Annotated in this window: 23 protein-coding genes; 10 read left to right on the forward strand and 13 right to left on the reverse strand. The window is 70.2% G+C overall.

All coding sequences use genetic code 11. The features are described from left to right. Positions 1–42: 42 nt before the first annotated feature. Positions 43–1311 (forward strand): septum formation family protein, encoded by a 1269-nt coding sequence (locus tag OG579_RS11550; RefSeq protein WP_328856043.1) that lies wholly within the window; start codon positions 43–45, stop codon positions 1309–1311. Positions 1312–1348: 37 nt separating this feature from the next. Beyond that, the gene (locus OG579_RS11555) at positions 1349–1699 is read left to right on the forward strand and encodes a metallopeptidase family protein (protein WP_045820975.1); all 351 of its coding nucleotides are present in this window, start codon (positions 1349–1351) and stop codon (positions 1697–1699) included. 1 nt (position 1700) lies between these two features. Here the strand turns inward: OG579_RS11555 and OG579_RS11560 are convergent, their stop codons facing one another. After that, entirely contained in the window at positions 1701–2348 is a 648-nt protein-coding gene (locus OG579_RS11560) for a histidine phosphatase family protein (protein WP_328856044.1), read from the reverse strand. Then, on the reverse strand, positions 2348–3286 hold the full coding sequence (gene pheA / locus OG579_RS11565; protein ID WP_328856045.1) for a prephenate dehydratase: 939 nt from the start codon (positions 3284–3286) through the stop codon (positions 2348–2350). The genes OG579_RS11560 and pheA overlap by 1 nt, the downstream gene beginning before the upstream one ends. Before the next feature lie 100 nt (positions 3287–3386). Here pheA and OG579_RS11570 point away from each other — a divergent pair, with 100 nt between their 5' ends. The 4 genes from OG579_RS11570 (at position 3387) to OG579_RS11585 (ending at position 7003) form a co-directional block, all read left to right on the forward strand. Next, a complete protein-coding gene (locus OG579_RS11570; protein WP_328856046.1) occupies positions 3387–4142 on the forward strand; it encodes a DUF2470 domain-containing protein in 756 nt (251 codons plus the stop codon). A gap of 27 nt (positions 4143–4169) precedes the next feature. Then, positions 4170–4982, forward strand: a complete 813-nt coding sequence (locus tag OG579_RS11575; protein WP_328856047.1) for a CPBP family intramembrane glutamic endopeptidase — start codon at positions 4170–4172, stop codon at positions 4980–4982. Positions 4983–5019: 37 nt separating this feature from the next. Beyond that, positions 5020–6369, forward strand: coding sequence for an LCP family protein (locus OG579_RS11580; RefSeq protein WP_328856048.1), 1350 nt, complete (start codon positions 5020–5022; stop codon positions 6367–6369). Between the two features lie 73 nt (positions 6370–6442). Then, positions 6443–7003, forward strand: a complete 561-nt coding sequence (locus tag OG579_RS11585) for a ferritin (RefSeq protein WP_328856049.1) — start codon at positions 6443–6445, stop codon at positions 7001–7003. 1 nt (position 7004) lies between these two features. Here OG579_RS11585 and OG579_RS11590 read toward each other — a convergent pair whose 3' ends face one another. The 5 genes from OG579_RS11590 to OG579_RS11610 all read right to left on the reverse strand — a co-directional run bounded on the left by OG579_RS11590 (position 7005) and on the right by OG579_RS11610 (position 11506). Beyond that, a complete protein-coding gene (locus OG579_RS11590; protein WP_328856050.1) occupies positions 7005–7457 on the reverse strand; it encodes a YdeI/OmpD-associated family protein in 453 nt (150 codons plus the stop codon). Then, entirely contained in the window at positions 7454–8392 is a 939-nt protein-coding gene (locus tag OG579_RS11595; RefSeq protein ID WP_328856051.1) for a DUF5926 family protein, read from the reverse strand. Before OG579_RS11595 ends, OG579_RS11590 begins: the two co-directional genes overlap by 4 nt. 34 nt (positions 8393–8426) lie before the next feature. Then, positions 8427–9233: a glycerophosphodiester phosphodiesterase gene (locus tag OG579_RS11600; protein WP_045821004.1), complete on the reverse strand. Its 807-nt coding sequence runs from the start codon at positions 9231–9233 to the stop codon at positions 8427–8429. A gap of 83 nt (positions 9234–9316) precedes the next feature. Next, a complete protein-coding gene (locus tag OG579_RS11605; protein WP_328856052.1) occupies positions 9317–10216 on the reverse strand; it encodes a DUF4328 domain-containing protein in 900 nt (299 codons plus the stop codon). A gap of 423 nt (positions 10217–10639) precedes the next feature. Further along, a complete protein-coding gene (locus OG579_RS11610) occupies positions 10640–11506 on the reverse strand; it encodes a S49 family peptidase (RefSeq protein ID WP_328856053.1) in 867 nt (288 codons plus the stop codon). A gap of 56 nt (positions 11507–11562) precedes the next feature. Here OG579_RS11610 and OG579_RS11615 point away from each other — a divergent pair, with 56 nt between their 5' ends. Genes OG579_RS11615 through OG579_RS11625 form a run of 3 tightly spaced genes read left to right on the forward strand, consistent with a single transcriptional unit; the run spans position 11563 to position 14034 of the window. Then, complete coding sequence (locus OG579_RS11615; RefSeq protein ID WP_328856054.1) at positions 11563–12486, forward strand: LLM class F420-dependent oxidoreductase; 924 nt, start codon at positions 11563–11565, stop codon at positions 12484–12486. A 25-nt stretch (positions 12487–12511) separates the two neighbouring features. Next, a complete protein-coding gene (locus OG579_RS11620; protein ID WP_328856055.1) occupies positions 12512–13276 on the forward strand; it encodes a maleylpyruvate isomerase family mycothiol-dependent enzyme in 765 nt (254 codons plus the stop codon). Then, the gene (locus tag OG579_RS11625; protein WP_328859226.1) at positions 13276–14034 is read left to right on the forward strand and encodes a VOC family protein; all 759 of its coding nucleotides are present in this window, start codon (positions 13276–13278) and stop codon (positions 14032–14034) included. Before OG579_RS11620 ends, OG579_RS11625 begins: the two co-directional genes overlap by 1 nt. A gap of 24 nt (positions 14035–14058) precedes the next feature. Here the strand turns inward: OG579_RS11625 and OG579_RS11630 are convergent, their stop codons facing one another. Together OG579_RS11630 and OG579_RS11635 are read right to left on the reverse strand one after the other, a co-directional pair. Then, positions 14059–15306 (reverse strand): MFS transporter, encoded by a 1248-nt coding sequence (locus OG579_RS11630; RefSeq protein ID WP_328856056.1) that lies wholly within the window; start codon positions 15304–15306, stop codon positions 14059–14061. Next, positions 15303–15944 (reverse strand): GntR family transcriptional regulator, encoded by a 642-nt coding sequence (locus OG579_RS11635; protein WP_328856057.1) that lies wholly within the window; start codon positions 15942–15944, stop codon positions 15303–15305. Before OG579_RS11635 ends, OG579_RS11630 begins: the two co-directional genes overlap by 4 nt. A gap of 81 nt (positions 15945–16025) precedes the next feature. Here OG579_RS11635 and OG579_RS11640 point away from each other — a divergent pair, with 81 nt between their 5' ends. Further along, positions 16026–16502, forward strand: coding sequence for a nucleoside deaminase (locus OG579_RS11640; protein ID WP_328856058.1), 477 nt, complete (start codon positions 16026–16028; stop codon positions 16500–16502). A 12-nt stretch (positions 16503–16514) separates the two neighbouring features. Here OG579_RS11640 and OG579_RS11645 read toward each other — a convergent pair whose 3' ends face one another. Genes OG579_RS11645 through OG579_RS11660 form a run of 4 tightly spaced genes read right to left on the reverse strand, consistent with a single transcriptional unit; the run spans position 16515 to position 23362 of the window. Next, the gene (locus tag OG579_RS11645; protein ID WP_328856059.1) at positions 16515–17600 is read right to left on the reverse strand and encodes a winged helix DNA-binding domain-containing protein; all 1086 of its coding nucleotides are present in this window, start codon (positions 17598–17600) and stop codon (positions 16515–16517) included. Positions 17601–17607: 7 nt separating this feature from the next. Continuing rightward, positions 17608–21009 carry an ATP-binding protein gene (locus tag OG579_RS11650; RefSeq protein WP_328856060.1) on the reverse strand — a complete coding sequence of 1134 codons (3402 nt, stop codon included), beginning with the start codon at positions 21007–21009 and terminating at the stop codon, positions 17608–17610. Next, positions 21006–21833: a DUF4194 domain-containing protein gene (locus OG579_RS11655; protein ID WP_328856061.1), complete on the reverse strand. Its 828-nt coding sequence runs from the start codon at positions 21831–21833 to the stop codon at positions 21006–21008. The genes OG579_RS11650 and OG579_RS11655 overlap by 4 nt, the downstream gene beginning before the upstream one ends. Further along, positions 21830–23362: a DUF3375 domain-containing protein gene (locus OG579_RS11660; protein WP_328856062.1), complete on the reverse strand. Its 1533-nt coding sequence runs from the start codon at positions 23360–23362 to the stop codon at positions 21830–21832. Before OG579_RS11660 ends, OG579_RS11655 begins: the two co-directional genes overlap by 4 nt. Positions 23363–23365 lie beyond the last annotated feature (3 nt).

Here is a 23365-nt window from a genome sequence, read left to right on the forward strand (position 1 = left end):
TATCGGCCGGACGCCGCCCCGCGACAGGCATGATGGACGGCGATGTCTGCGCCCACCGAACCCCCCACACCCGACGACTCCCCGTCCGACGACACCTCGCCCGATCCCGTCGACGAGAAGGGGTCGGCCGCGGACGCTGCGCCGGACGACGATCTCGAGGCCGACGACGAGACCGCGGTGCACGAGGAATCCGAGGCCGACGACGCTCGCGAAACCGAGGACACGGCCCCCGTCGCAGCGGCGGCAGGACGAACCCGGTGGCTCACCGCGCACCCGATGCGCACCGTGCTCGGCGCCGTCGTGCTCGGCGCGCTGGCGGCAGCGGCGATCGTCGCGGCGATCGGCGGGTTCTCCGACGCCGGTTCGATCGACCAGACCGCGATCGGCGCCGAGGCCCGCGGGCCGCAGGCCAACGCGTTCAACCGCTCGACCCCGGGCACGTGTCTCACCTGGCCGCAGAACGATCCGAGTCGCCCGTCGGCCATCGGCTGCGGCGGATCGCACTACTTCGAGGTCGCCGGGGTCGTCGACCTCACGGCCGCCGCCGGGAATCGGTTCGGCGACACCGCGCCGTGGCCGAGCCGGGAGCAGTTCGTGGCGCTGCGCGAGCAGTACTGCCCGAACGAGGTGAACGCCTACCTCAACGGTCGATTCGATCCCAACGGCCGCTTCTCGGTCGGGATGCTCTACCCCTCGCAGCGCCAATGGAGCGATGGCGAACGCACCCTGCGCTGCGGCATCCAGGCCGCAGATTCCACGGGTCGACTGCAGCCGTTCCTGGGTCGTGTCGCCGATCTCGACCAGGCGCCGCAGTGGCCGATCGGTACGTGCATCGGCATCAACCAGCAATCGCGCCAGCCCACCGACCCGGTGAACTGCGCCGAGCAGCACGCGTTCCAGGTGACCGGGCTCGTCGGGTTGGCCGAGCAGTTCGGTGCCCCCGGTGCGGGGAAGCCGTGGCCCGACATCGCGGCCCAGAACCGGTTCCTCTCCGGTGTCTGCCCGAAGATGACGACCGGGTTCTTCGGCACCCAGAAGGCGTTCACCGACACCACGCTGAACGTGCAGTGGTCCACGATCAGCCAGGTCAGCTGGTTGTCGGGCAGTCGCACCGCGGTCTGTTACGTCGGGCTGCCCGACCGCGGGGGCTTCGCCACCCTCGTCGGCGACGGCAAGCCCAACCTGCTCATCAACGGCAAGGTGCCGGTGCCGCCACCGGTGGAGCCGCCCGGGCGCCTCAACCCGACGCCGGTACCGCTGCCGTCGGGCATCGCACCCAACCCCACCGAGGTCCCGGCCCCCGAGGGCTGACCGCCATGTACCTCTCTGTCGCAGACGGATCCGCGCGATGACGGTCGAGATGTCGGACCGGGAGTTCGAGGAGCTGGTGTCGGACGCGCTCGACACCATTCCCACCGAACTCACCGAGGCCATGAGCAACGTGGTCGTGCTCGTCGAGGCGCACCATCCCGAGGAGCCCGATCTGCTGGGTCTCTACGAGGGCATCGCGCTGACCCACCGCGACACCACCTACGGCGGCGCACTGCCCGACACCATCACGATCTATCGCGAACCGCTGCTCGCGATGTGCACCGACCGCGACGAGGTGGTCAACGAGGTCGCGATCACCGTCGTGCACGAGATCGCGCACCACTTCGGCATCGACGACGCCTGGCTGCACGCCCACGGATGGGGCTGACTCAGCCCATCGGGTCGACGGTGACAGCCGCGGACGGGCGAGCCGGGTCGACACCTCCCCAGTGCACGCACGTCCACGCGTCGTCGCGCCAGGCGAGTTCGATCGACCCGGTGTTGGGCAGACCGTTCTCGAGCGCGAACTCGGGATCGACGCCCGAGAGATGGGCGGCGACCAGTCGGATCGCGGCCCCGTGGCTCACCACGTAGACGTCGCCGGGCGCGTCGGCGTGGGCGTCGCGCAGCGACTCGATCACCGGGACGTAGCGGTCCAGCAGGTCGTCGAGGCTCTCGCTGTTGCCGACCCGCCGATCGGTGTGACCGGCGAACCAGTCGGCGATCAGATCACGGAAGGCGCGTATCGAGTCGTCGTCGTTGCGATCCTCGAGGTCGCCGACCTGCACCTCGTGGAGGTCGGAGACCGCGCGGGCCTCGATCCCCCACACCGTGCCGATGAGGTCGGCGGTCTCCCGTGCACGACGGGCGATCGAGCTGTACAGCGCGACCGGTGTGACGTCGGGGCGTTCGAGGCCGAACCGAACCGCCTGGCGCGCACCGAAATCGGTGAGCCCTGCGCCCGGGGGTCGTGTGTCGAGGCGCGCCATCACGTTCGAGGTCGTCTGCCCGTGCCGCACGAGGTGCAACGTCGCCATCAGTGCTCACCCCGGCGCAACGCCTCGACCCAGCGCAGCGAGTCGGAGTGGTCGGGTGAGGCCGCCCCGGTCGCGCGCTCGGCGGCCCACGAACCGAGGAACGTGACCTTCTCGGCGAAGGCGTGCAGTCCCGCCAGCGCGTGTCCCATCAGAGGGTCGTCGATGTGACCGGAGGCGTCGAGGAAGAAGTGATAGCCCGGCGAATGGCGTCGGGGGCGCGACTCGATGCGCATCAGATCGATGTCTCGCGTGGCGAATTCGCTCATCGCACGCACGAGGGAGCCCGGCACGTCCGGCAGGTTCAGGATCACCGCCGTCCGATCACGTCCCGTGCGCGCCGGGACCGGCGCCGGGCGTCCGATCAACACGAACCGTGTCGTGGCGTCGGCCGCGTCGGCGACATCCTCGGCGAGCGCGACGAGACCGTGATTGTCGGCGGCGAGGGCCGTCGTCAGCGCGGCATCGGCGCGGCCGGCCGCGACATCGGCAGCGGCGGCGGCGTTCGACGAGGACGGTACGACCGTTGCCGAGGGGAACAGCCGCCGCAGGCTCTCGCGCGTCTGGCCTTCGGCGACGGGATAGGCCGCGATGGTCTGCACGTCGTCGCGGCCACGTCCGGGGACCGCGGCGACGGTGAAGGCGATGTCGAGGACGGTCTCGGCGAGGATCTGCACGCCGTCGCCGGCGGCGAGCGCGTCCATGGTCGCGGGCACCGCACCCTCGACCGAGCTCTCCATCGGGACACAGCCGTACTCGAGGGCACCCGACCGGACCGCCCCGACGACGTCACCCGGGCTCGACTGCGCGGAACGTTCCCGGACGGCCCACCCGACGCGGTCCATCAGACGGTCGAGGGCCATCTCGGTGAACGTTCCCGCCGGACCGAAATACGCGACCGCGCCGGACGGCTCGGGTGGCAGAGGGCGACGGTCGGACACGCGTCGAGCCTAGTCCACCTGTTGCCCGACTCGGTTCCAGAGTTTAGGTTAGGGTTACCTTAACCACGCTCGTTCAGCTCCCGCCAGAACAGGACCCGCCATGGCAACCACCGTGACCGACCGCCCGACCGACGCCGAGGCGATCCGCACCGCGTGTATGCGCGTGACCGCGGCGATGGTCGCCATCGAGGGCGCCGAACCGTCGCCGGTGACGATGGTGCACCTGTTCGACGGTCAGGCCTTCGTCCTGATCGGGTCCGACACCGACGCCATGGCCGCCACCCGCGCGGGCTCCGACGGTGCCCCGGCGATGGTCGAGGTCACCGACTGCGCACCCATAGAACTCCGCGAACGCGTGCGGTCGCTCATCTGGCTCAACGGCGTGCTGCACCGGGTGCCCGCCGACCTCGAGCGCGACCTCGCCATGGAGATCGCCCTCGAGCACCCCGCCGACGAGCTGCTCGACCTCGGTCACGGCTACTCGATGCTGCGTCTGCAGCTGACCGGCGCCGTCATCGCCACATCGACCGGAGCGGCCGCGGTGGCCGCCGACGAACTGACCCGCGCCACACCCGACCCGTTCTGGCAGTACGAGGCCGAGTGGATCGCCCACCTCGACTCCGACCACTCCGACGTGATCGAGCAGCTCGGCCGTCGTCTACCGCGGCACCTGCGCAACGGGCGGGTGCGCCCGCTCGGCATCGATCGCTGGGGCATCCGGTTCCGGGTGGAGGGCGAGACCGGTGACCTCGACACCCGCCTGTCGTTCGACCGCCCCGTCACCGACGTGATGGCCCTGTCGCGGGCGATCCGCGCGCTCGCGGGCTGCCCTTACCTCAACAGCATCACCGACTGACACAGGCGGCATCTCTATCGTGGCGAGGTGCCCTCACCCATCCGAACGCTGCTGACGCCGGCGCGCCCCGCCGACATCGCGGTCGTCACCGACCGCACGCAGCGTCGGCTCATCGGCGCCGAGATCAGCATCGTCGTCATCCTCACGTTCGGTCTCTCCGGCGCGTACTCGGCGCTGTCGTTGCTCGAGGCCGAGCTGCGATCGGGCGGGATCGGCAACAGCACGGTCGCCCTCAACCAGTCGACCTCGACGATCGACTACATCGACCTCGCGCGCCAACTACTCGCCGCCACGAGGCTGTTCGCCATCGCCGCGCTCGCGGCCTACCTCATCTACCGCGGCGGCGTGGCCCTGCACCGCGCCGGGATCACCCGACGCCCGACACGCCGCGACGTCGCCTGGGGCGCAGCGCTCGCCGCCGGGATCGGGCTGCCGGGGCTCGGCCTCTACCTCGTGGCGCGCGCACTGGGCGTCAACGCCCAGGTGCTGCCCAGCGACCTCACCGATACGTGGTGGCGCCTACCGATCCTGGTGATCTCGGCCGTCGGCAACGCCGGGGCCGAGGAGGTGCTGGTGGTCGCCTACTTGATCACCCGGCTGCGCCAACTCGGATGGGGCGAGAACCGATCGCTGCTGGCGTCGGCGCTGCTGCGTGGCAGCTACCACCTCTATCAGGGCTTCGGTGGCGGACTCGGCAACGTCGTCATGGGCCTGGTCTACGGCCGGTTCTTCCAGCTGACGTCGCGCACGTGGCCGCTGGTGATCGGCCACGCCCTCATCGACACCGTCGCGTTCGTCGGATACGCACTCCTTCGGGACCATCTCAGTTGGCTGCAGTGACCGCATCCACCCGCCTCGCCTCCGTACAGTCGTGGCTGTGAGCGACCAGGAGGGGCCCTTCATCCGTCGGCCCCGCGACCCGGGCGGGCCCCGACGCGGTGACGGCGGTGGTGACCGACGCCCGCCCCGCGCCTGGTCGGAGACACCGAACCAGCCCGCACCTCCACGCTCGGGCGCGCCACGACCGGGTCCCGCGCGAGGTGTCGACGGCTACGCGCCCCCACAGAAGCCCGAACCGTTCCGCGACGCGCCGCCGCGCCGCGGCGGCCCACCCCCTCCGCCGCCGCGCGGTCGCACACCGGCCGACGCCCAGGGCTTCCGACGCGATCCGAGACTCGAACGTCCGGGCCCACCCGGGCCCCCTCGCTCAGCGCGACCCGAGCGCCCCGTCGGCCCGCCGCCGCGACCGCCTCGGCGTCGACGTCTGCGTCGCCCCCGCATCGGTCGCACCCTGCTCGCGCTGCTGCTCGTCATCGTGGTGGCGCTGGTGGGCCTCACGTTCTACTACGACTCGAAGCTCAACCGCGTCGACGCCCTGAGCGCCTACCCCGACCGCGTCCGTGACACCCCGGGCACCAATTGGCTTCTCGTGGGCTCGGATTCGCGTGCCGGCCTCACCGAACAACAGAAGCGCAACCTCACCACCGGCGATGTCGACGGGGATCTCGGCCGCACCGACACCATGATGCTGGTCCACATCCCCAACAGCGGGAAGGCGACCATCGTCAGCATCCCGCGCGATCTCTACGTCACCATCCCCGGTCAGGGCCCGCACAAGATCAACGCGGCGTTCACCTTCGGCGGTCCGAAGCTGCTCGTGCAGACCATCGAGACGTTCACCCGGGTGCACATCGACCACTACGCCGAGATCGGTTTCGGTGGCTTCGACACCCTCGTCGACTCGGTCGGCGGGGTGAACATCTGTCTCGACCAACCACTGCGCGACCCGAAGGCCGGCCTCAATCTGCGGGCCGGGTGCCAGGATCTGAACGGCCGTCAGGCGTTGGGACTGGTGCGCACCCGCGCGTTCCCGAACGCCGACCTCGAACGCGTGGTGAACCAGCGCAAGTTCCTCACCGCGCTGATGTCGAAGGCGGCGAGTTTTTCCACCATCGCCAACCCGTTCCGGCTGTTCCCGTTCGTGAGCGGCACCGTCTCGACGCTCACCGTCGACAACGGTGACCACATCTGGAACCTCGCGATGTTGGGGTGGGCGCTGCGTGGCGGTCCGGTGACGACGACCACACCGACCGGTGGCTCGGAGAGCACCGACGACGGCGACGCGCTGGCCCCCGACGACGACACGTCGACCTTCTTCGACCTGATCGCGAAGGATGCACCCATCCCCCAGAACCTCTTGAGTACCAACACCGGTGCGATCAGCTGAGCGGTGGGAAGTGCGACCTCAGTAAGGGCGAACTTGGGTGACAGGCCAAATCGGACAGCCTAGTCTCGTCGCCATGTCCGTCTCCACGCGCTCAGCAGCGAGCCCCGTATCCGCTTTCCACCAGCTCCTCGCCGAGCAGATCGCCCATGAGTTCGCGGCGTCGCAGCAGTACATCGCGCTCGCCTCGTTCTACGCGAACGAGGATCTCCCGCAGCTGGCCAAGCACTTCTACGGCCAGTCGGTCGAGGAGCGCAACCACGCCATGATGATCATCCAGTACTTCCTCGACCGCGACATGGCCGTCGAGGTTCCCGGGATCGCCGATCCGCGAAGCCATTTCGGCGATTTCCGCGAGCCGATCAAGCTCGCCCTGCACCAGGAACAGACGGTCACCGACCAGATCATCGCGCTGGCCAAGACCGCTCGCGACGAGGGCGATTACCTCGGCGAGCAGTTCATGCAGTGGTTCCTCAAGGAGCAGGTCGAGGAGGTCGCGGTGATGACGACGCTGCAGACCGTCGCCGAGCGCTGCAACGGCAACACCTTCGATCTCGAGAACTTCGTGCAGCGTGAACTCAACGTCGCGGCCGAGGCCGACGCGACCGCGCCCTCGATCGCCGGCGGCGCGATCTGAGCTAGCCGCTCCGCAACCCCTCCACGATCGCCGCGATCCGGCGGTCCCGGGTCTCGTCGCGCTTGGCGTCGGCGACCGCGCGGGCGTGCTCCTTGCGACGCGACGGCGCCAACGCATCGAACGCCGCACGCACGGTGGGGTCGGCGTCGAGAGCCGCGGCCAGTGCCGACGGGATCTCGATCTCGCGCGGACCGTCGTCGAGTTCGATCACGACGTCGACGGTGTCGCCGGCCTCCACCCCCAGCAGGGTCCGCACCGCCTTGTTCAGACCCAGCAGGTTCTCGCCGCCCATCCGTCCGATGCGCCCGGCGATCTCGGTGCCGCCGATCGTGAAGCGCACCGGCGGAGTCTTGGTGCCGCCGAGTGAGGCGACGTCGTCGTCGGTGAGGACGATCGCCGCGGCCGGACCCCGCTTCTGCAGGGTGACCGTGCGCCGCAACGACTTCCCGGTCACCGCAGGGTGACCTGCCGGCCGCGGATGCCGTCGCGCGAGCGACGCTGTTCACCGGTGAGCTCGCCGGTCTGGGCGAGGGCCTCGGCGAGATCGGCCTCGAAGCGGGCACAGGGGGCCGTCCACTCCTCGTGGTGCATCTCGTTGTCGAGGTCGAACACGGGCACCAGCAGACCGTGGGTGCGGAACGAGCCCGCGAACTTCGATCCCTCGCCGAGGGTGAGCTTGCCCGCCGCGTGGAGTCGCGCCAGCGCGGTCATCACGTCGTCCTCGGCCTCGGGCCGCACCCAGCGGATGTGGGCTCGTTCGCCGGCGTCGACCCACCACGGGGCGCCGGAGAGGTCGTCGCCGACGATGCGCGCGGTCGGGAGGATCGACTCCGAGGCCTGCTCGATCATCGCGGCGATGTCCGGCGAGATGTCTGCGGAATCGGCGAACCACCACGAGAAGTCGTCGTGCAGCGTGATGTCGAGGGTGGTCTCGGCGCCCAGGGTGGCCGCGAGATCGGCCTCACCGTCGGTCTCGGAGCCGTCGGTGTCCTGCGGCCGCGGCTCGTAGGGCGCGCCCGCTTCGGCGCGGCTCGCCCAGCGCAGCGCGTACGCGAGCTCGCCGGGGATGTCGGACCCCTCGAACTCGGTCTGCAGGGCCACCAGGCCCTCGACCGAACCGCCCAGATCCCGGGTCAGGGCCTGGACCGCACCGGGCAGGATCGTCGCGAGCGACACCGCGTTGGACCCCGACTCGCCGTGCACAGTGATCGACGCCGTCGCCGCCGCGACGAACGCGCGGAGCGCAACGATGTCGCATTCGGCGGCGAGACCCTCGAAGGGCCGGGCCGGCGCGGCCAGGGCCTGCGCCTGCCGCGCCTTGCGTGCGGCGACCCGCTCGGCTCGATCACTGCCGGGACGTCCGGTTCCGCGCTTGCTCTTCTTGGCCATGGGACCAGAATCTATTACCCCGAGCCCACGGGGTTCAGCGCCGCCCCGGCTCGAGCCACTCCCGCACCCGGCCGGGGTGGTTGGTGGCGATGAAATCGACACCGATCCGTGCGCAGTGCGTGACGTCGGCGTACTCGTCGACCGTCCAGCAGTAGGTGGCGCGACCCGATGCCGCGGCGCGGTCGACGGCGTCGGGATGATCGCGCAGCGTCACGATCGACGGTCCGATCCCGGTGGCGCCCACGGCGGTCGCCGCGCTGCCGCCCAGGAGCCGCGCGGTCTCGCCCAGGAGGATGGTCGGCAGCATGGGCGCGTTGCGGCGGACACGCCACACCGCGGCCGGGGAGAACGAGATCACCACCGCGCGACTGTGATCGGCCGACGCAGGTGCCGCGACCCCGAACCGGTGCAGCTCGGCCAACAGCAGTTGTTCGACGAGCGCGCCGTAGCGCACCGGGTGCTTGGTCTCGATGAACAGCCGCACCGGGTCGGGCCAGTCGAGGGTGAGGGTGAGCAGCTCGGCCAGCGTCAGCACCGACGCGGGCGCCCCGCGCGCATGCCAGCTCCCGAAATCGAGTTCGCGCAGTTGGGCCAGCGTCATCTCGCTGACGACGCCGGTCCCCGACGACGTGCGGTCGACGGTGCGGTCGTGCACGCACACCAGCTGATGGTCGCGTGTCAGCCGCACATCGCACTCGAGCCCTTCGGCACCCTGGGCGAGCGCCAACTCGTACGCGGCGAGGGTGTGCTCGGGGCGATCGGCGGAGGCGCCGCGGTGCGCGACGACGGCCGGACGACGTTGCCTGCGGATCCGCGAGACCTCGGCGAGGTCGTCGGTCATCTGCGCGTCGGGTGGGATGGCCTCGGCGTCGTCGCGATCATGGTCGTCCGGCCCGTGATCACCGGGAAGCGGCATCGGGCCGGTCATGCCGCGAGCCACCGGGTCGACGGTTCGGGTCGCGCGTCGGGGTCGAACGCCCGGACCAGCAGACGCGAGGACACGACCGCGAAGGCCGCGCCGGCGAGGTCGCAGACGACCGTGAGCAGCACCGCGTTCGCACCCCACTGGATGGAATCGGACGCGTAACGGATCACCAGCGTGCCGATCGCCAGCGCCGACAGCGCGGCCCACGCCGCCCACCACAGCCGCAGCACGCGCATCACGCGGTCGGCGGGCAGCGCGTGACCGCACCGCGCGAGTTCGTGGAGGAACACCGCCGGAGCGACGATGTTGACCACCGGGACGAGACAGCCGACGACCAGGTGCCAGGTCGGTCGGGGGTCGAGGCGGTCATGCTCGGCGAAGGCCTCCGCGCGGCGGCGCCGAAGCCACTCGGTGAACGACAGCAGGCTCGCGACGACCATCACGATCGACACCACGCCCAGCGCCCAGGTGATGGCGTACGCCCACCCGGCGGTCGTCGCACCCACGGGTGCGGTGCGGTTGCGGATCAGGAGTGCATAGATCCAGGCCTCGGCGAACGCCGCGACCAGCAGCACCGAACCGGTCGCCTGCAGCAGTGGTGTCAACGATCCGGCGAGGCGCTCTAAGCGCGACGGTCTCGGTTCCTCGGCCGGGGTGATGACGTCGACGAGTCCCCACCGCGGCGGCACCGAGTACCGGGGGGTGGGTCCGAGGCCGACCGGTCGCGGACCGCGAGGAGCGGGACGCGCCTCGGGTGGCCGACGCGCCTCCCAGCGGATGCGCGGGTCGCGCCGCGCGGTCGGCACCGGGCGCGGTCGCGGCGGCGCCGGGCGCGGTCGCGGCGGCGCCGGGGCGGCCGCGGGGCGGGGCGGGATCTGATCGAGGCCGTCGAGGACCATCAACTGCCCGCCGCAGCGAGGACATCCGGAACGACGCGGGTCGTGCGGTGCCTGGATGCGACAGCGGGGGCAGAAATCGATCACGGCAGGCCGATCCGAGAACCCGACCGCCCGTGCGCACCCACGCGTCCCATGGTGGCACGTCGGGCCCGGGCGGCGTTGGCGACCGAATTTGTCCACAGGCTGTGCACAGGCGAGGCGGCGTCTGAGCCGCGCGAAGTCTGCAATCCGGTCTTCAGAACCGCGAACGAAATGGGCTCACTTGCACGAAAAAGGTGACCTGACTCACGTAGTGGTGCATGAAAACGCAAGTTGTCCACAGTTTCCACAACCTCATCCACAACTTGAGGGTCGTCGAGAACGTGCCCGGGCCTGCAGGGGAAGGTCACGCCTGTGGATGAATCCTCGCATCCGTGGACTTGTTCACAGACCGAAGGCCGACCAGCGCGACCGCTTCTCGGCCGCCGACAGGGCACCGGACACCACCCCGTCGACCATGCCGTCGACAGCGGCTGCGACACCGACCTGGCCACCGGTCAATCGGGCCAGCAGAGGCTTGGGCGGAGTGATGACGTCGACGTCGGCGTCGGGGTACCTCTCGGCGATCACCGACCGCAACACACCGACCGCGTCGACGAGCCCGGCGTCGACGGCCTTGCGTCCGATCCAGACGTCACCGTTGAAGAGGGTCGCGTCGTCGCCCTGGAGCTTGGTGCCGCGACGCTGCCGCACCCAGGCGATGAACGCGGCGTGCAGATCGCCCTGGATACCGGCGAGCCACGCCACGTCCTCCTCCTTCTCCGGCGAGAAGGTGTCGAGACGGGCCTTGTTCGCCCCCGCGGTGTAGATGCGGCGCTCGAGTCCGACGCGGCCGATGAGATCGGTCGCGCCGAAACCCGATGAGACCACCCCGATCGAGCCGACCATCGACGTCCGGGCGGCGAAGATCTCGTCGGCCGCGCAGGCGATCCAGTACCCGCCCGAGGCCGCGACGTCCTCGCAGAACGCCAACACACGGACGCCGTTCTCGGAGGCCAGTTGGCGGATCCGTTCGGCGATGTACTCCGACTGGGCGGGCGAACCCCCGGGCGAGTTGATCACCAACACGACCGCCTTCACGCGGTCCCCGGTGAACGCGCGCTTCAGCACGCCCTCGACCCCGTCGGCGGTGATGCCCCCGCGCCCCACACCCACCGATCCGATGTGGCCCTCGAGTCGCACCACCGCGACACGGTCGCCCTGGGGCGGACGCAGACGACGCAGCAACCGTGGCAGACAGCGATCGGTCATGCGCGGGGTCCGCCGGTGCTGTCCATGACATCCACTCTAGGGGGCATGCTGGAGGGATGGAGACGTGCATTTTCACCGAGCCGCAGCAGGGTGCCACCTACGACGAGCTGCTCGCGGTGGCCACCACCGCCGAGTCGGCCGGCTTCACCGGCTTCTTCCGGTCCGACCACTACCTCGCGATGAACGTGCCCGACGGGGTCGGGCCGAGTGACGCGTGGATCACCCTGGCCGGTATCGCCCGCGAGACCAGCACCATCCGTCTGGGAACCCTGGTCACCTCGGCGACCTTCCGTCTGCCCGGGCCGGCGGCGATCTCGGTGGCGCAGGTCGACGCGATGTCGGGTGGGCGCATCGAGTTCGGCATCGGGGCGGGCTGGTACGCCGAGGAACACTCGGCCTACGGCATCCCGTTCCCCGCGCTCGGCGAGCGGTTCGACCGGCTCGAGGAGTACCTGACGATCGTCACCGGCCTGTGGGCGACCCCGGTGGGCGACCGCTTCACCTTCGACGGCAAGCACTATCAACTCACCGAGTCCCCGGCCCTGCCCAAGCCGACCCAGCAGCCCGGTCCGCCGATCATCATCGGCGGTGCGGGCAAGAAGCGGACCCCTGCGCTCGCCGCGCGCTTCGCCGCGGAGTTCAACACCCCGTTCATGACCGCCGCCGACGCCGCCCCGCTGCACCGTCGCATCGACGAGGCCTGCGCGACGGTCGAACGGTCGGCGCCCATCAGGCACTCGGCGGCGCAGGTGCTGTGCTGTGGCCGCGACGACGCCGAGGTCGCCCGTCGCGCCGACGCGATCGGACGCGACGTCGACGATCTGCGGGCATCCGGACTCGCCGGGACACCGGCACAGATCGTCGACACCATCGGCCGGTTCGCCGACCTCGGCATCACACGGATGTACCTGCAGACGCTCGATCTCGGCGATCTCGACCACCTCGAACTGGTGGCCGCACAGGTACTCCCCCAGCTGTGAGCCCCCACGTGCCACACTGATCGGCATGTCCGTTGGGCCGACCATCGACGAGTTCCGATCCGTGATCGACGCGGCGACGCACCGGTTGTCGGCGTCGGCGCGCTCGGCCGGACTCACGGCCCTCGTCCCGCCGTGCCCGGACTGGACGGTCGCCGATCTCGTCGCGCATCAGGGGATGGTGCACCGCTGGGCACAGGCGCAGATCCTGGGCGTCGAGGCGCCGTTCGCGTCGGAGTCCGACGTCCACGACCGCGTGGCGCCGACCGACCTCACCGACTGGTTCGTCGACGGCGCACGGGAACTCCTCGAGACCCTCACGACGGCCGATCCGGACGTCGAGGCCTGGGTGTTCATGGAGACCGGCCGCACCCCGCTGGAGTTCTGGACCCGCCGGCAGGCGCACGAGACCACCATCCACGCCGTCGATGCCGTTGCCGCCGAACACGGTTCGGTCCCGACGGCCGCGGCGCTGGACATCGACCCCGTCCTCGCCGCGGACGGCCTCGACGAACTGCTGGTGCGTTTCGCGCCCCGCGGGCGGTCGAAGCTGTACGACGGTGAGCCCGCGACGATCGGCGTCGAGACCACCGACACCGGCCACGCCTGGACGCTGTCGGTGTCGGCGGAGGCGTTGACCGTCACCGACGGTGCACCGGAATCGGCGACCGCCTGGTGGCGGGGCACCGCCGGCGCCCTCTACCTCGGGTTGTGGAACCGCGGCGACGAGATCGAGGTGTCCGGCGACCGGACGACCCTCGAGCGGTGGCGCGCGCGGCACCGGGTGCGCTGATGGCGGTGACCTCGGTGCGGTGGTTGTCGGTCGTGCTCGATTTCCCGGCCGACGAGTTCGGCGACGAGGTCACGTTCTGGCGTGCGATCGCGGGCAGCACCGTCTCCCCGCCGCGGGGCGAGAAGCGACAGTTCGCCTCGCTCGAACCGTTCAACGGCGATCCGCACCTGCTGGTCCAGCGCATCGACCACGGCGTCGGTGGGGTGCACCTCGATCTGGCCGTCGACGACATCGTCGTCTCGGCCGCCGGCGCCCAGGAGATCGGCGCGGCGGTGGTCTCGTGGGCCGACGACTGCATCACCATGACCTCGCCGGCCGGGTTCGTGTTCTGTCTGGTGGTCTGGCGGGGACAGAGCCGCAAGTCGCGTCCCATCCGGTGGCCCGGCGACACCATCAGCATCATCGACCAGGTGTCGATCGACATCCCCTCGCGACGGTTCGATCGTGAGTGCGCGTTCTGGGAGGCGCTGACCGGGTGGGAGGTGATCGGCGGCAGCGGTGGCCGACCCGAGTTCCGTCACCTGGCGCGGCCCGAGCACCTCGCGGTTCGGATCCTGTTGCAGGCGACCAACTCCGGGGCCATCTCCGGTCATGTCGACCTCGCCAGCACCCACCCCGCCGACGAGGTGGCCCGGCACGAGGACTGGGGCGCGGAGGTCGTCGCCGAGCACGGTGACTGGACCGTGATGGCCGATCCGACGGGGCGGCCCTACTGCATCACCGCCCGCAACCCGCGTACCGGCGAACTCCCCGGCTGAGCACGTCTCGGCCGCGGCGCTCGGTCAGACCTGCGGCAGGTGGCGGCGGTATCCGCGCACCACGACGGCGGTCGAGGCGAGCAACAGCGCGGCGAGCACCACGAGCAGCGCTGTCGTCGTGAACGGCGGGGTGAGGGCGGCGAGGATCGTGGGCACGACGAAGCCCAGATAGGCGACGGCGTAGAAGATCCCGGTGAGCCGGGCCAGATCGGACGCGGGCGCGATGCGCTGCACCTCGCGCAGGCCCGAGACGAGACCGACACCGAACCCGACCCCGAACACGACTGCCGCCACGAGTCCGACCACCACCTGCGAGGTCTCGACGGCGGCGATCATCACGACGAGACCGACCGTCAGCGTCACCATCGACACCACGATGCCGCGGGCACTCGAGGGCGAGTCGATGCGCGTGGCGACGGGCTGGACGAGTGCGCCACTGGTGAGCGCGACGACGCTCAGGAGTGTGGCGTAGGCGAGGCCGAGACCGCCGGTCGCGTCGGCGAGCAGCACCGGCAGGTAACCGTAGGCGAGCGCACAGGCCGCGAACAACCACGGCCCGCACACGAGGACGACTTGCAGGAACCGTCGGTGGCGCATCGACGGCACGGTGAGTCGTGACCGAAGTGGTTGTGCGACAGCGCCTGCGAACACCGTCTCGGGTGGGCGGCGCACCAGCAGGAGGAAGGGGACGGCCACCGCGATGTGGATCAGGTACGGCAAGACTTCGGGCAGCGGACCCCACTGCGCGATGCCACCGGCGACGAGAGCGCCCGAGGCCGAACCGAGGGTGAACGCCAGTGAGGCGCGGCGGGCACCGGCGCCGGCGTCGGCCGTCGGCTCGAATCGCCCCTGACTGAGCTCCTTGAGCCAACTCGTGCCGACGGCCATCGCCGTGCCGACCGACATGCCCGCGAACAGCCGGCCCAGGCAGATCGGCAGCGATCCGAGTTCACCCAGGGCGAGTAGCGCGCTGGCCGCCACCCCGAACCACACCGCACACGACATCGGTCCTCGACGCCCGCCGTGGTCGCTCACCGCGCCCGCGATCACCAGTGCCGGTGCGAGTCCCGCGACGTAGATGCCGAGGAAGAGCGTGACCGTCGCGGACGAGTAGTGCGCGGTGTCGCGGTAGAGCAACAGCATGGGACTGAACTGGTTCCCCGACCACGCGCATACGAACAACGTGCCGAACACGAGGACCCAGGCCCTCCCGGGCGTACCCGACGCGGCGGTCGGCCGATTGACAGCCGCCGCGCGGGCCGGGATCGTCATATCGCTCCCTGGTAGCGCTCGAGGTGCGCGACGAGCGCCGCGGTGAAGCCGTCGCGGTCGCCGCGTACGAAACAGTCTGCGAGGGTGCGGTGATCGGCATATGACGCCGCGAGGTTGCCGGGATCGATGCGCAGGTACATCGTGCGCAGTCGTTGCTGCCGCCCACGCAGTTGCTCGTAGAACTGCCGCGCCAACGGATTACGGGAGGCCTCGATGAGCAGGGCGTGGAAGTCGTCGTCGGCGTCGACGAACGCCGCGACGTCACCGGCGCCGACCGCCGCCTCCTGCTGACGCAGGTTCTCCTCGATGCGCCGGGTGATCTCTGCGTCGGGGCCGCCGGCGGCGAATGTCTGCGCGGCCGAGGCCGATTCGATGCCCTGCCGCATGGCGAGCACGTCGGTCGCCTCCGACGGCGTCATCGGTCGGATGATGGCGCCTCTCCGGGAGACCAGCTCGATCAGCTGCTCGGCGTCGAGACGGAGGAAGGCCTCGTGGACGGGGGTTCGGCTGATACCGAGCTCGGCGCCGATCTTGGCCTCGCTCACCAATTGCCCGCCGGCCAGACCGCCGCTGATGATCTGCGCCTTGGTGTGGGCGTAGGCGCGCTCAGCGGCCACCGGTCCCGCGTTCACGGTCATGCAGACGACCGTAACACCTTGCATACAAGGTTGCATGCAAGGTGGTGGCAGGAGGGCCGCGCGACCGCCTACGCTGGCACGATGGCGATCTCCGACGACGATCTCACGCATCTTCGACGCTGCGTCGACCTGGCCGGCGAGGCCCTGGCCGCGGGCGACGAGCCGTTCGGTTCGGTCCTGGTCGACGCCGGGGGCCGGCCGGTCTTCGCCGACCGCAACCGCGTCGGCGGCGGAGACGAGACCCGCCATCCGGAGCTCGCGATCGCGCTCTGGGCGGTGGAGAACCTCGACCCCGACGACCGCGCCCGGTCGACGGTGTACACCTCCGGTGAGCACTGCCCGATGTGCGCGGCCGCGCATGCGTGGGTCGGGCTGGGACGCATCGTCTACGCGGTGTCGTCGGCGCAGCTCACCGACTGGTTGCAGGAGTGGTGTGTGCCGGCGTCACCGGTGGCGCCGCTCCCGATCGAGACCGTGGCGCCGGGTCTCCCCGTCGAGGGACCCGTCGAGATGTTCGCCGAGGAGATGGCCGCCCTGCACCGCCGCGCCCACGCCTGACATCTCCAGATCTCAGTCGTTCGGCCGTCGGACGAACTCCGACACCGCGTCGACCTCGGCGTCGAGAGCGCGTCGTCGCGACGCGGGAACGTCGCGCAGGTACTCGACGGACACCGCTCCGGCGGCGTCGACGCGCCACGAACCGACCACCCGACCGTCGACCATCGCGAATCCCGGTAGACGACCGTTCGGGGTGGCCATCGCCTTGTAGACGTCCTCGTCGATCACGCGACGGCGATCGGCCTGGGCGACCACGACGTTGTCGAACGGCGCCAGGAGACGCGCCGGCGCGGGCTCGGCGGCCGAGGCGATGTCGAGGCCGTCGAGGTCGAACAGCTCCTCGCCGTCGGGCCCGGTCAGCCGATTGAGCTCCCAGTCGCGTTCCATCGCCTCGATCGGCTCGCGGAGTCGGGTGAGCCCCGACCAACTCTGCACGCCCGCAACGGTCGACGGCCCGAACCCACGCAGGTACAGCCGGATGAGGTCCTTGATCGCCTCGTCCGCGGTGACGGCGGGCTCACCGGGACCGACCCACTCGTCGAACAGCCGGTAGGTGGTGGCGCCACTCCCTGCGAACAATCCGCGCGGCGGCACCTGGACGAGCGGCAGCGTGCACCGGGCGATCGTGCACAGGGTCGACGCCGACTCGCCGGGAAAGCGTTCCGCCAGAGCGGCACCGAGCGCTTTCGTCGACATCTCCCTGCCGGTCAACAGGTCGCGCGCATGCCGTGTCACCGCGGCGGGGTCGGCGGCGACGACGTTGCGCAGGTGGTTGGTCCGCAGCTCGGCATCGAGCGTGGGCTGGGCCAACGGTCGGATCCAACGGGCGTCGGCGGCGTCGATGCAGAAGACCGTGCTGCGCAGCAGCGCCATCCGCACCACCTCACGGTCGAGCATCAACCCGTCGAGCTCGGCGGGATCGAAATCCACCACGCGCGAGAACAACCCGAAGAACGCCGCGCGCGGGTCCTGCGACTGCAGACCCACACACCGGTCGAGCACCTCCACGGCGTCGTCGTCGACGCGCTCGAGCAGGTGCTGACGGGTCAGCACGGTGCGGTTCCACTGCTCGAGCGAGATCCGCTCCGACGACGTCACGGCCGGCTCACCGCTGCTGCCGCGCCGTCGCGATCTCGCCGAACGTCGCGGTCCGGGCGTCCGACCGCGCGCCGTCGGGCCCGATCCGCTTGTCCACCAGGATGACCTGACCGATGAACTGCTCGACGATGCCCGCCATACGGATCGGCGCAGCGATGATGAGCTGGAACCCGAACTGCTCGAACGCCCGCAGCGACTGGCTGCTGAACGTCTCGTCGGATTTGCTGAACGCCTCGTCGAGCATCAGCGGCGCGAAGCCGGGGCGGTGGTCGTCGGGACTGCTCAGCGAGAAGCTCAGTGCCGCAGCCAGACAGAACGCGACCAGCTTCTCCTGCTCGCCACCGGAGTTGGTTGCGGTGTTGCGGTAGGTGTGCACCGGCGGCGCGTCGTCATCGGCTTCCTGCCCTGCGGCGGGGCGTGCGAGTTCCTTGCCGTAGAAGAAGTAGCTGTTGCGCACGTCGAGGACGTTGTCGCACCAACGCTTGCCCTCGGCGTCGGTCGCGGTCAGCGCGATGATGAGGTTCTTGATCCGGTAGAACTGCCGCGCCAGCACCGCGCCGTCGCCGGCCCGGGCCGCGGGGGCGTCGCGCATCATCGCGTCGACGATGCGGGCGAACTCCGTCGCCTCCTCGGTGGGGTTGTGCTGCACCGCGATCTGCAGATAGGTGCCGGTGTTGAAATCGACCCGCCGGAGCCCGCTGTTCACCTCCGCGATCCCGCGACGGATCCGCTTGTTGGTGTCGCCGATCTCCTTGTAGAGGTTCGACACCGAGTGGGAGATGTCGGTGGTGATGAGTTGCCGGAACCGCTCCTGGGTGGAGGCCAGTCCGTGGTCGATGAGTCCGGCGTGGATCGACACGAGATCCTGTGCGCCGGCGATGGTGGGCGTCAGGTTGTTCGCCGCGGCGGGCCATTCACGCACGAACGCCTCGGCGGCGCGGACGATGCGGTTCTCCGCGCTGTCGCGGTCGGCGTTGGCGTCGGCCTGCACCGCCTCGAGGGCGTTGCGCAGATCCGACCGCACCTCGCCGTAGGTCTCGATCGACAGGTGCTTGCCGTTGTCCTCCAACACGGTGCTCAGCACACCGGAGAGGTAGTCGCGGTCGTCGTCGCTGATGGCGTCGGCGTCGCTGGACTGCTCGAGTTCGGCGAGCCAGCGGTCCCAGTCCGAACCGATGTGGCGCAGTTGATCGTTGATCGCACCGACCCGCGCGACCGCCTCACGCCAGTCGGCGCGGGCGATGTCGACCTGCTCCTCGAGTTCGGCGAGATCGACCCGGTTGCCTCGGACGGCCTCGATCCGCTGGTTCAGCTCGTCGGCGTCGCGTCGGGATGACCACCAGTTCAGCTCGGTCCACGAGCCGTAGGCGGCGAGCGCATCGGCCGCCTTGGCGCGTTCCCGGTTGTCCTCCAACAGGTCCCGCATGTCCTGCGATGCCTGCCGCGCGTCGTCGAAACGGGCCTGCAGCCCGACGAGCGATTCCTCGAGCGCGGCGCGCTTGCCGTCGGTGTTGGTGCCGAAGATCCAGTGGGTGCGGTCGTCCACGCGACGGCGATCGTCCTTGCGGTAGCGGTCGCGTCCGGCCTTCACCAGGCCCTGCGGTGTCACCGCGAGCTCGTGACGGTCGAGTTCGACCGGGGTGCCGACACACACGTGCGCGGCCGAGCGGGCCACCACGCCGGTGAGCCACGGTCCGGCCGGGTGCGCGGTGTCCACCGTCATGACAGCGGCCAGTGTTCCCGGGGTCGGGTCGGTCACCGTGGCGTCGGTGTCGAAGGCGCGGAACTCCAGCACACCACCGAGGTTGGTGGCGTTCACGAAGTCCGAGACCCGCCTGCGATGTTCCTGCGGCACCAGCAACGTCATGCCGAGGCTGCGCAACACGCGTTCGGCGGCACCGGCCCAGGTGTCGCGGTGCTCGGGTGCGACCTCGACGAGTTCCGCGGCGAACGGCAGGTCGTGGGCGGCGACACCGGTTCCGGTCGCGATGGCGTCGCGCTGGGCGAGGGCATCGCGCGGCAGCAGCGAGCGGCGGGCGGTCAGGGTGGTCAGCTCCTCGAGCACCGCCTCGTGCTCGCGACGGGCGTCGGTCTCGGCACTGAACACCGGGTGCGCCCGCGCCGACAGCGACGCCGCGGCCTCCCGGGCGGCACGGCCGATCTGCGGGGCGCGGTCACGGAGTGCGGCGAACTCCTCGTGCGACTCCGGCGTGTTCTCGCCGAGACGCGACACCACCGCCGAATACCGTTCGTAGGCACGGTTGCGGGCGGTCACCTGCGCCTCGAACGACTTCAGTTCCGCCTCCAGCGACGTGAGTTCCCCCTTGTCGACGGTGAGCTGGTCACGCAGCGAGGTGTGCCGGTCCTCGCGTTCGTCGGCGATGTTCTCCCACGAGGCGACCTCGTTGTCGAGCGCGGTCCGCTGGTCCTCGATCGAGTCGAGTTTGGCCTGCAGCAACGCCACGCGGTGTTCGCGCATGAACGCGCGCATGGGCGGCCCCAGCAGCTCGGCGGCACGTGTCGTGGACTTCTCGGCACCGCAATACGCCTGCCACGCATCGGGTATCGGCCGCAGCACCTTCTCCTGTGCATGGGCCCGCGCCGCGGCCTGATAGGCCTCGTCGAGCTGGGTGAAGTTCTCGACCAACCGCTGCGCCTTGGTGTAGGTGTCGGGGCGGTCGAGCATGTAGGTGCGGATGAAGAGGTTGAGGTCGCCGACGTTCTTCATCGCCTTGGCCTTGCCCATCAACGCGAGCGCCGCCGAGGAGCTGCCGATGCCCACCCGACGGCGCAACGCCTCCTGGTAGGCGCTCTGCACGTCGAAGCAGGCGACCTCGGGATGGGAGGCCCGGTAGGAGCGGATGTCGAATCCGCCTGCAGCCCAGTCGTTGAGCGACAGCAGGTCGGCGTCACCGGGGTGCAGCTGGTACCACGAGCGCAGCGCGGCCCCGTCGTTCCCGGAGCCGGGGAACCACTTGATGGCCACGGCCGTCGTCACCGAGCCCGCGCCGTTGTCGTAGGTGGCGGCGATCGCCGACCACGTCGCGCCCGACCCGCGCAGGTACTGCACCTGCGACTGGTTGTACTCGTCGTCGTTCTCCGCCCACGCCCCGCGCACGTAGTCGGCCATCGAGCGCGCGGCCCGCTTCGCGCCCTTGGCGGTGAGGTCGGCCGAGGCGTTGAACCCCTGGTCGTAGGTGGGTAGCAGGACCACCGAGTGACCGTCCATCAGCGACGACTTGCCCGATCCCGACGGACCGGTCAGCAGCACACCGCGCTCGTCGATCGGAAAGTCCTTGTAGCCGTGAAAGGTTCCCCAGTTGACGAGCTGGATACGCGTGAGCCGGAACTGTCCGATCGCGACGGTGCGCCGTGCGGTCGTGGCGGTCTGCTCGAGGGTGTCGGTCACTGCTCGTCCTCATCCTCGGTGGTGCCGTCGGGGGCGTTCTCGGTCTCGTCGAGCGACGCCTCGTCGAGTTCGGCCAGATCGGGACTGGGGTCGTCGCCGGCGAGGACGCGGTAGGCGCGGGTGTAGGACTCGACCTGTTCCGGCGTCAACAGCGCGGCGATCACGCCGTGGATGGCGTAGCGGTCGGTGCCGGGCAGGGCGCGGATGACCTTGCGGTTCTCCAGCACGTTGATCGCGGCGTCGACGCGGCGGATGAACCCGGCCTCGTCGGTGTCGCGGACGGGCTTGTAGGTGAGCATGTGGTCGACCATCTCGGTCCGTTCCACCGTCGCCGACTCGTCGACACTGGTCAGGTACTTCTGGCGGAGGAACAGCGCGAGCACCGACGCGGCCAGGGTGAGAGTCGACGCGCGGAGGATGTTGCGTTGGCGCGGATCGGATTCGGTGACCTGGCGGGTGAACGCATAGCGGTGTTCGGTGTCGATCTCGAGTACGAGGTTGAGCTCCGACAGGCGCGAGCGGATGATCTGCTCGTTCGCCTCGATGGCACGCCAGTTACGGGACTTGCCGCTCACGTGGGCGGCGGCGACGAGTTCCTGCAGGGCGTAACAGACCGGCGCGGGGAGTTCGGAGGTGTCGCCGTCGAAACGGGGTTCGGTGCGGCGCTGACCGATCTCGCCGAGCGGTTCGGTGCCGTCGAAGCTGAAGTGCGACAGGTCGACCGACGGCGAGGCCTCGGCGTCGGGGCTGTCGACGAACAGGTCGTCACCGGCCTCGGGGGCATCGGCCGCGAGATCGTCGTCGGTCACGTCGTCAGTGGTCACGCTGGGGTCCCCCCGGTCAGGTCGTCGAGCAGGTGCACCGCGGGGTCGGCGGCGGTCACCACGGGTTCGGGCATGGGGGCGGTGAACACGATGGCGGGCACCGTGATCTCCCGGACACCCCGCGCGGTGTGCGCACCGACCGTCATCGCCGACCGCGTCGTGTCGACCGCGCCGTGTCGTTGCGCGAGCGACCACACGCCCACCACATCGCCCACGCGCGGGGAATCGATGCGCGACAACACCTCCGCGAGATCGGCGGCGCCGCTCCTGACCGACGCGTTCACCGCGTCGGTCAGGGCCTGCCAGTCGATGGTCTCGGTACCGACGAGCGCGGCGGGGTCGATGTCGATCTCGCCGGCCGAGGCCTCGACACCGTCGGGGACCTCGATCACCCCGTCGTGCAGTGAGACCGCGCCGATCGAGTGGGTGTCGGCCACGCCCATCGGGACCTCGATGCCCATGTCGCGGCCCGCGCTGACGTGTTCGAAAGCCGCGGCGGCCGCGCGCTGTGCCTCGCCGATCTGCTCCCGCAGCGCCCGATAGTGCAGGAAGTCACCACCTTTGACGAAGGTGTTGATCCGTCGGTACACCTGCCCGCGGATCTCGTCGACGTGCTGCACCTCGTCCCACATGCGGTCGATGAAGCGACCCAGGATGTCGGCCTGATCACGCGGGAGATCGGGGAGGGCGGCGAGGATCGCGTCGATGTGTCGCTCGAGGTCGTCGCGCAAACGGTGGTCGGAGATGAGGGTGTAGAAGGCGTCGAAGGCACTGCCCTCGGCGGACCGGTGGAGTTCGTCGTGCCCGTCGAACATCCGGTTGAGTGCGTCGGCGTAGGCACCGGCCCGCTCATCGAGGCCGCCGGTGAGCAGCTCGCGGGAGTTCTCCCGCAGCTTCTCGCCGTAGCCGATGATGTCGGCCGGCATCCGCTCGGCGAGCGAGGTGACCATGCGGATGTCGTCGAACACCCGTCGGGCGTCGACGGCGGGGACCGCGCCTGCGGCCAGCTCGGCCCGCCGCGCGGTCAGCTCGGCGATCTTCGCGTCGATGTCGCGGATGTGTTCGCCGGGATCGGGATTGATGGCGACCGCGATGTTCGACAGTCGACCGATCACCATCTCCATCGCCGTCTGGGTGGCGACCGTACGGTCGTGTCGCACCGACTGCACCTGTGCCAGCGCGGTGGTCGCGCCCCGCGTCAGCTGATAGCGCTCGATGTGTCGATCGGCGTCGAGGGTGCGGGCGACGAACCCGCGGCGCGTCCAGAGGTCGAGGAGCTCCTCGGCGGTCGGGACGGCGACGTCACGGTCGGTCCAGTGCGACGACAGCGCGGCGATGTCGTGGGCGAGGCCCGCGGCGAGGTGATCGCCGTCGACCTGGCCGTCGCCGAGGCGGGCGGCCATGAGCGCGAGGTGCACCATCGCGCTGCGCGACCGCAGCAACCGCAGGGTGACGTCGGCGTCGGCGCTCTCGGTGAACGCGGCGTGCAGTGCGGCCGCGGAACCCGCGGGGGTGGTGCCGACCGCCATGTC

This window comes from Williamsia herbipolensis, assembly GCF_036153515.1.
In the GTDB taxonomy this organism is placed as follows: domain Bacteria; phylum Actinomycetota; class Actinomycetes; order Mycobacteriales; family Mycobacteriaceae; genus Williamsia_A; species Williamsia_A herbipolensis.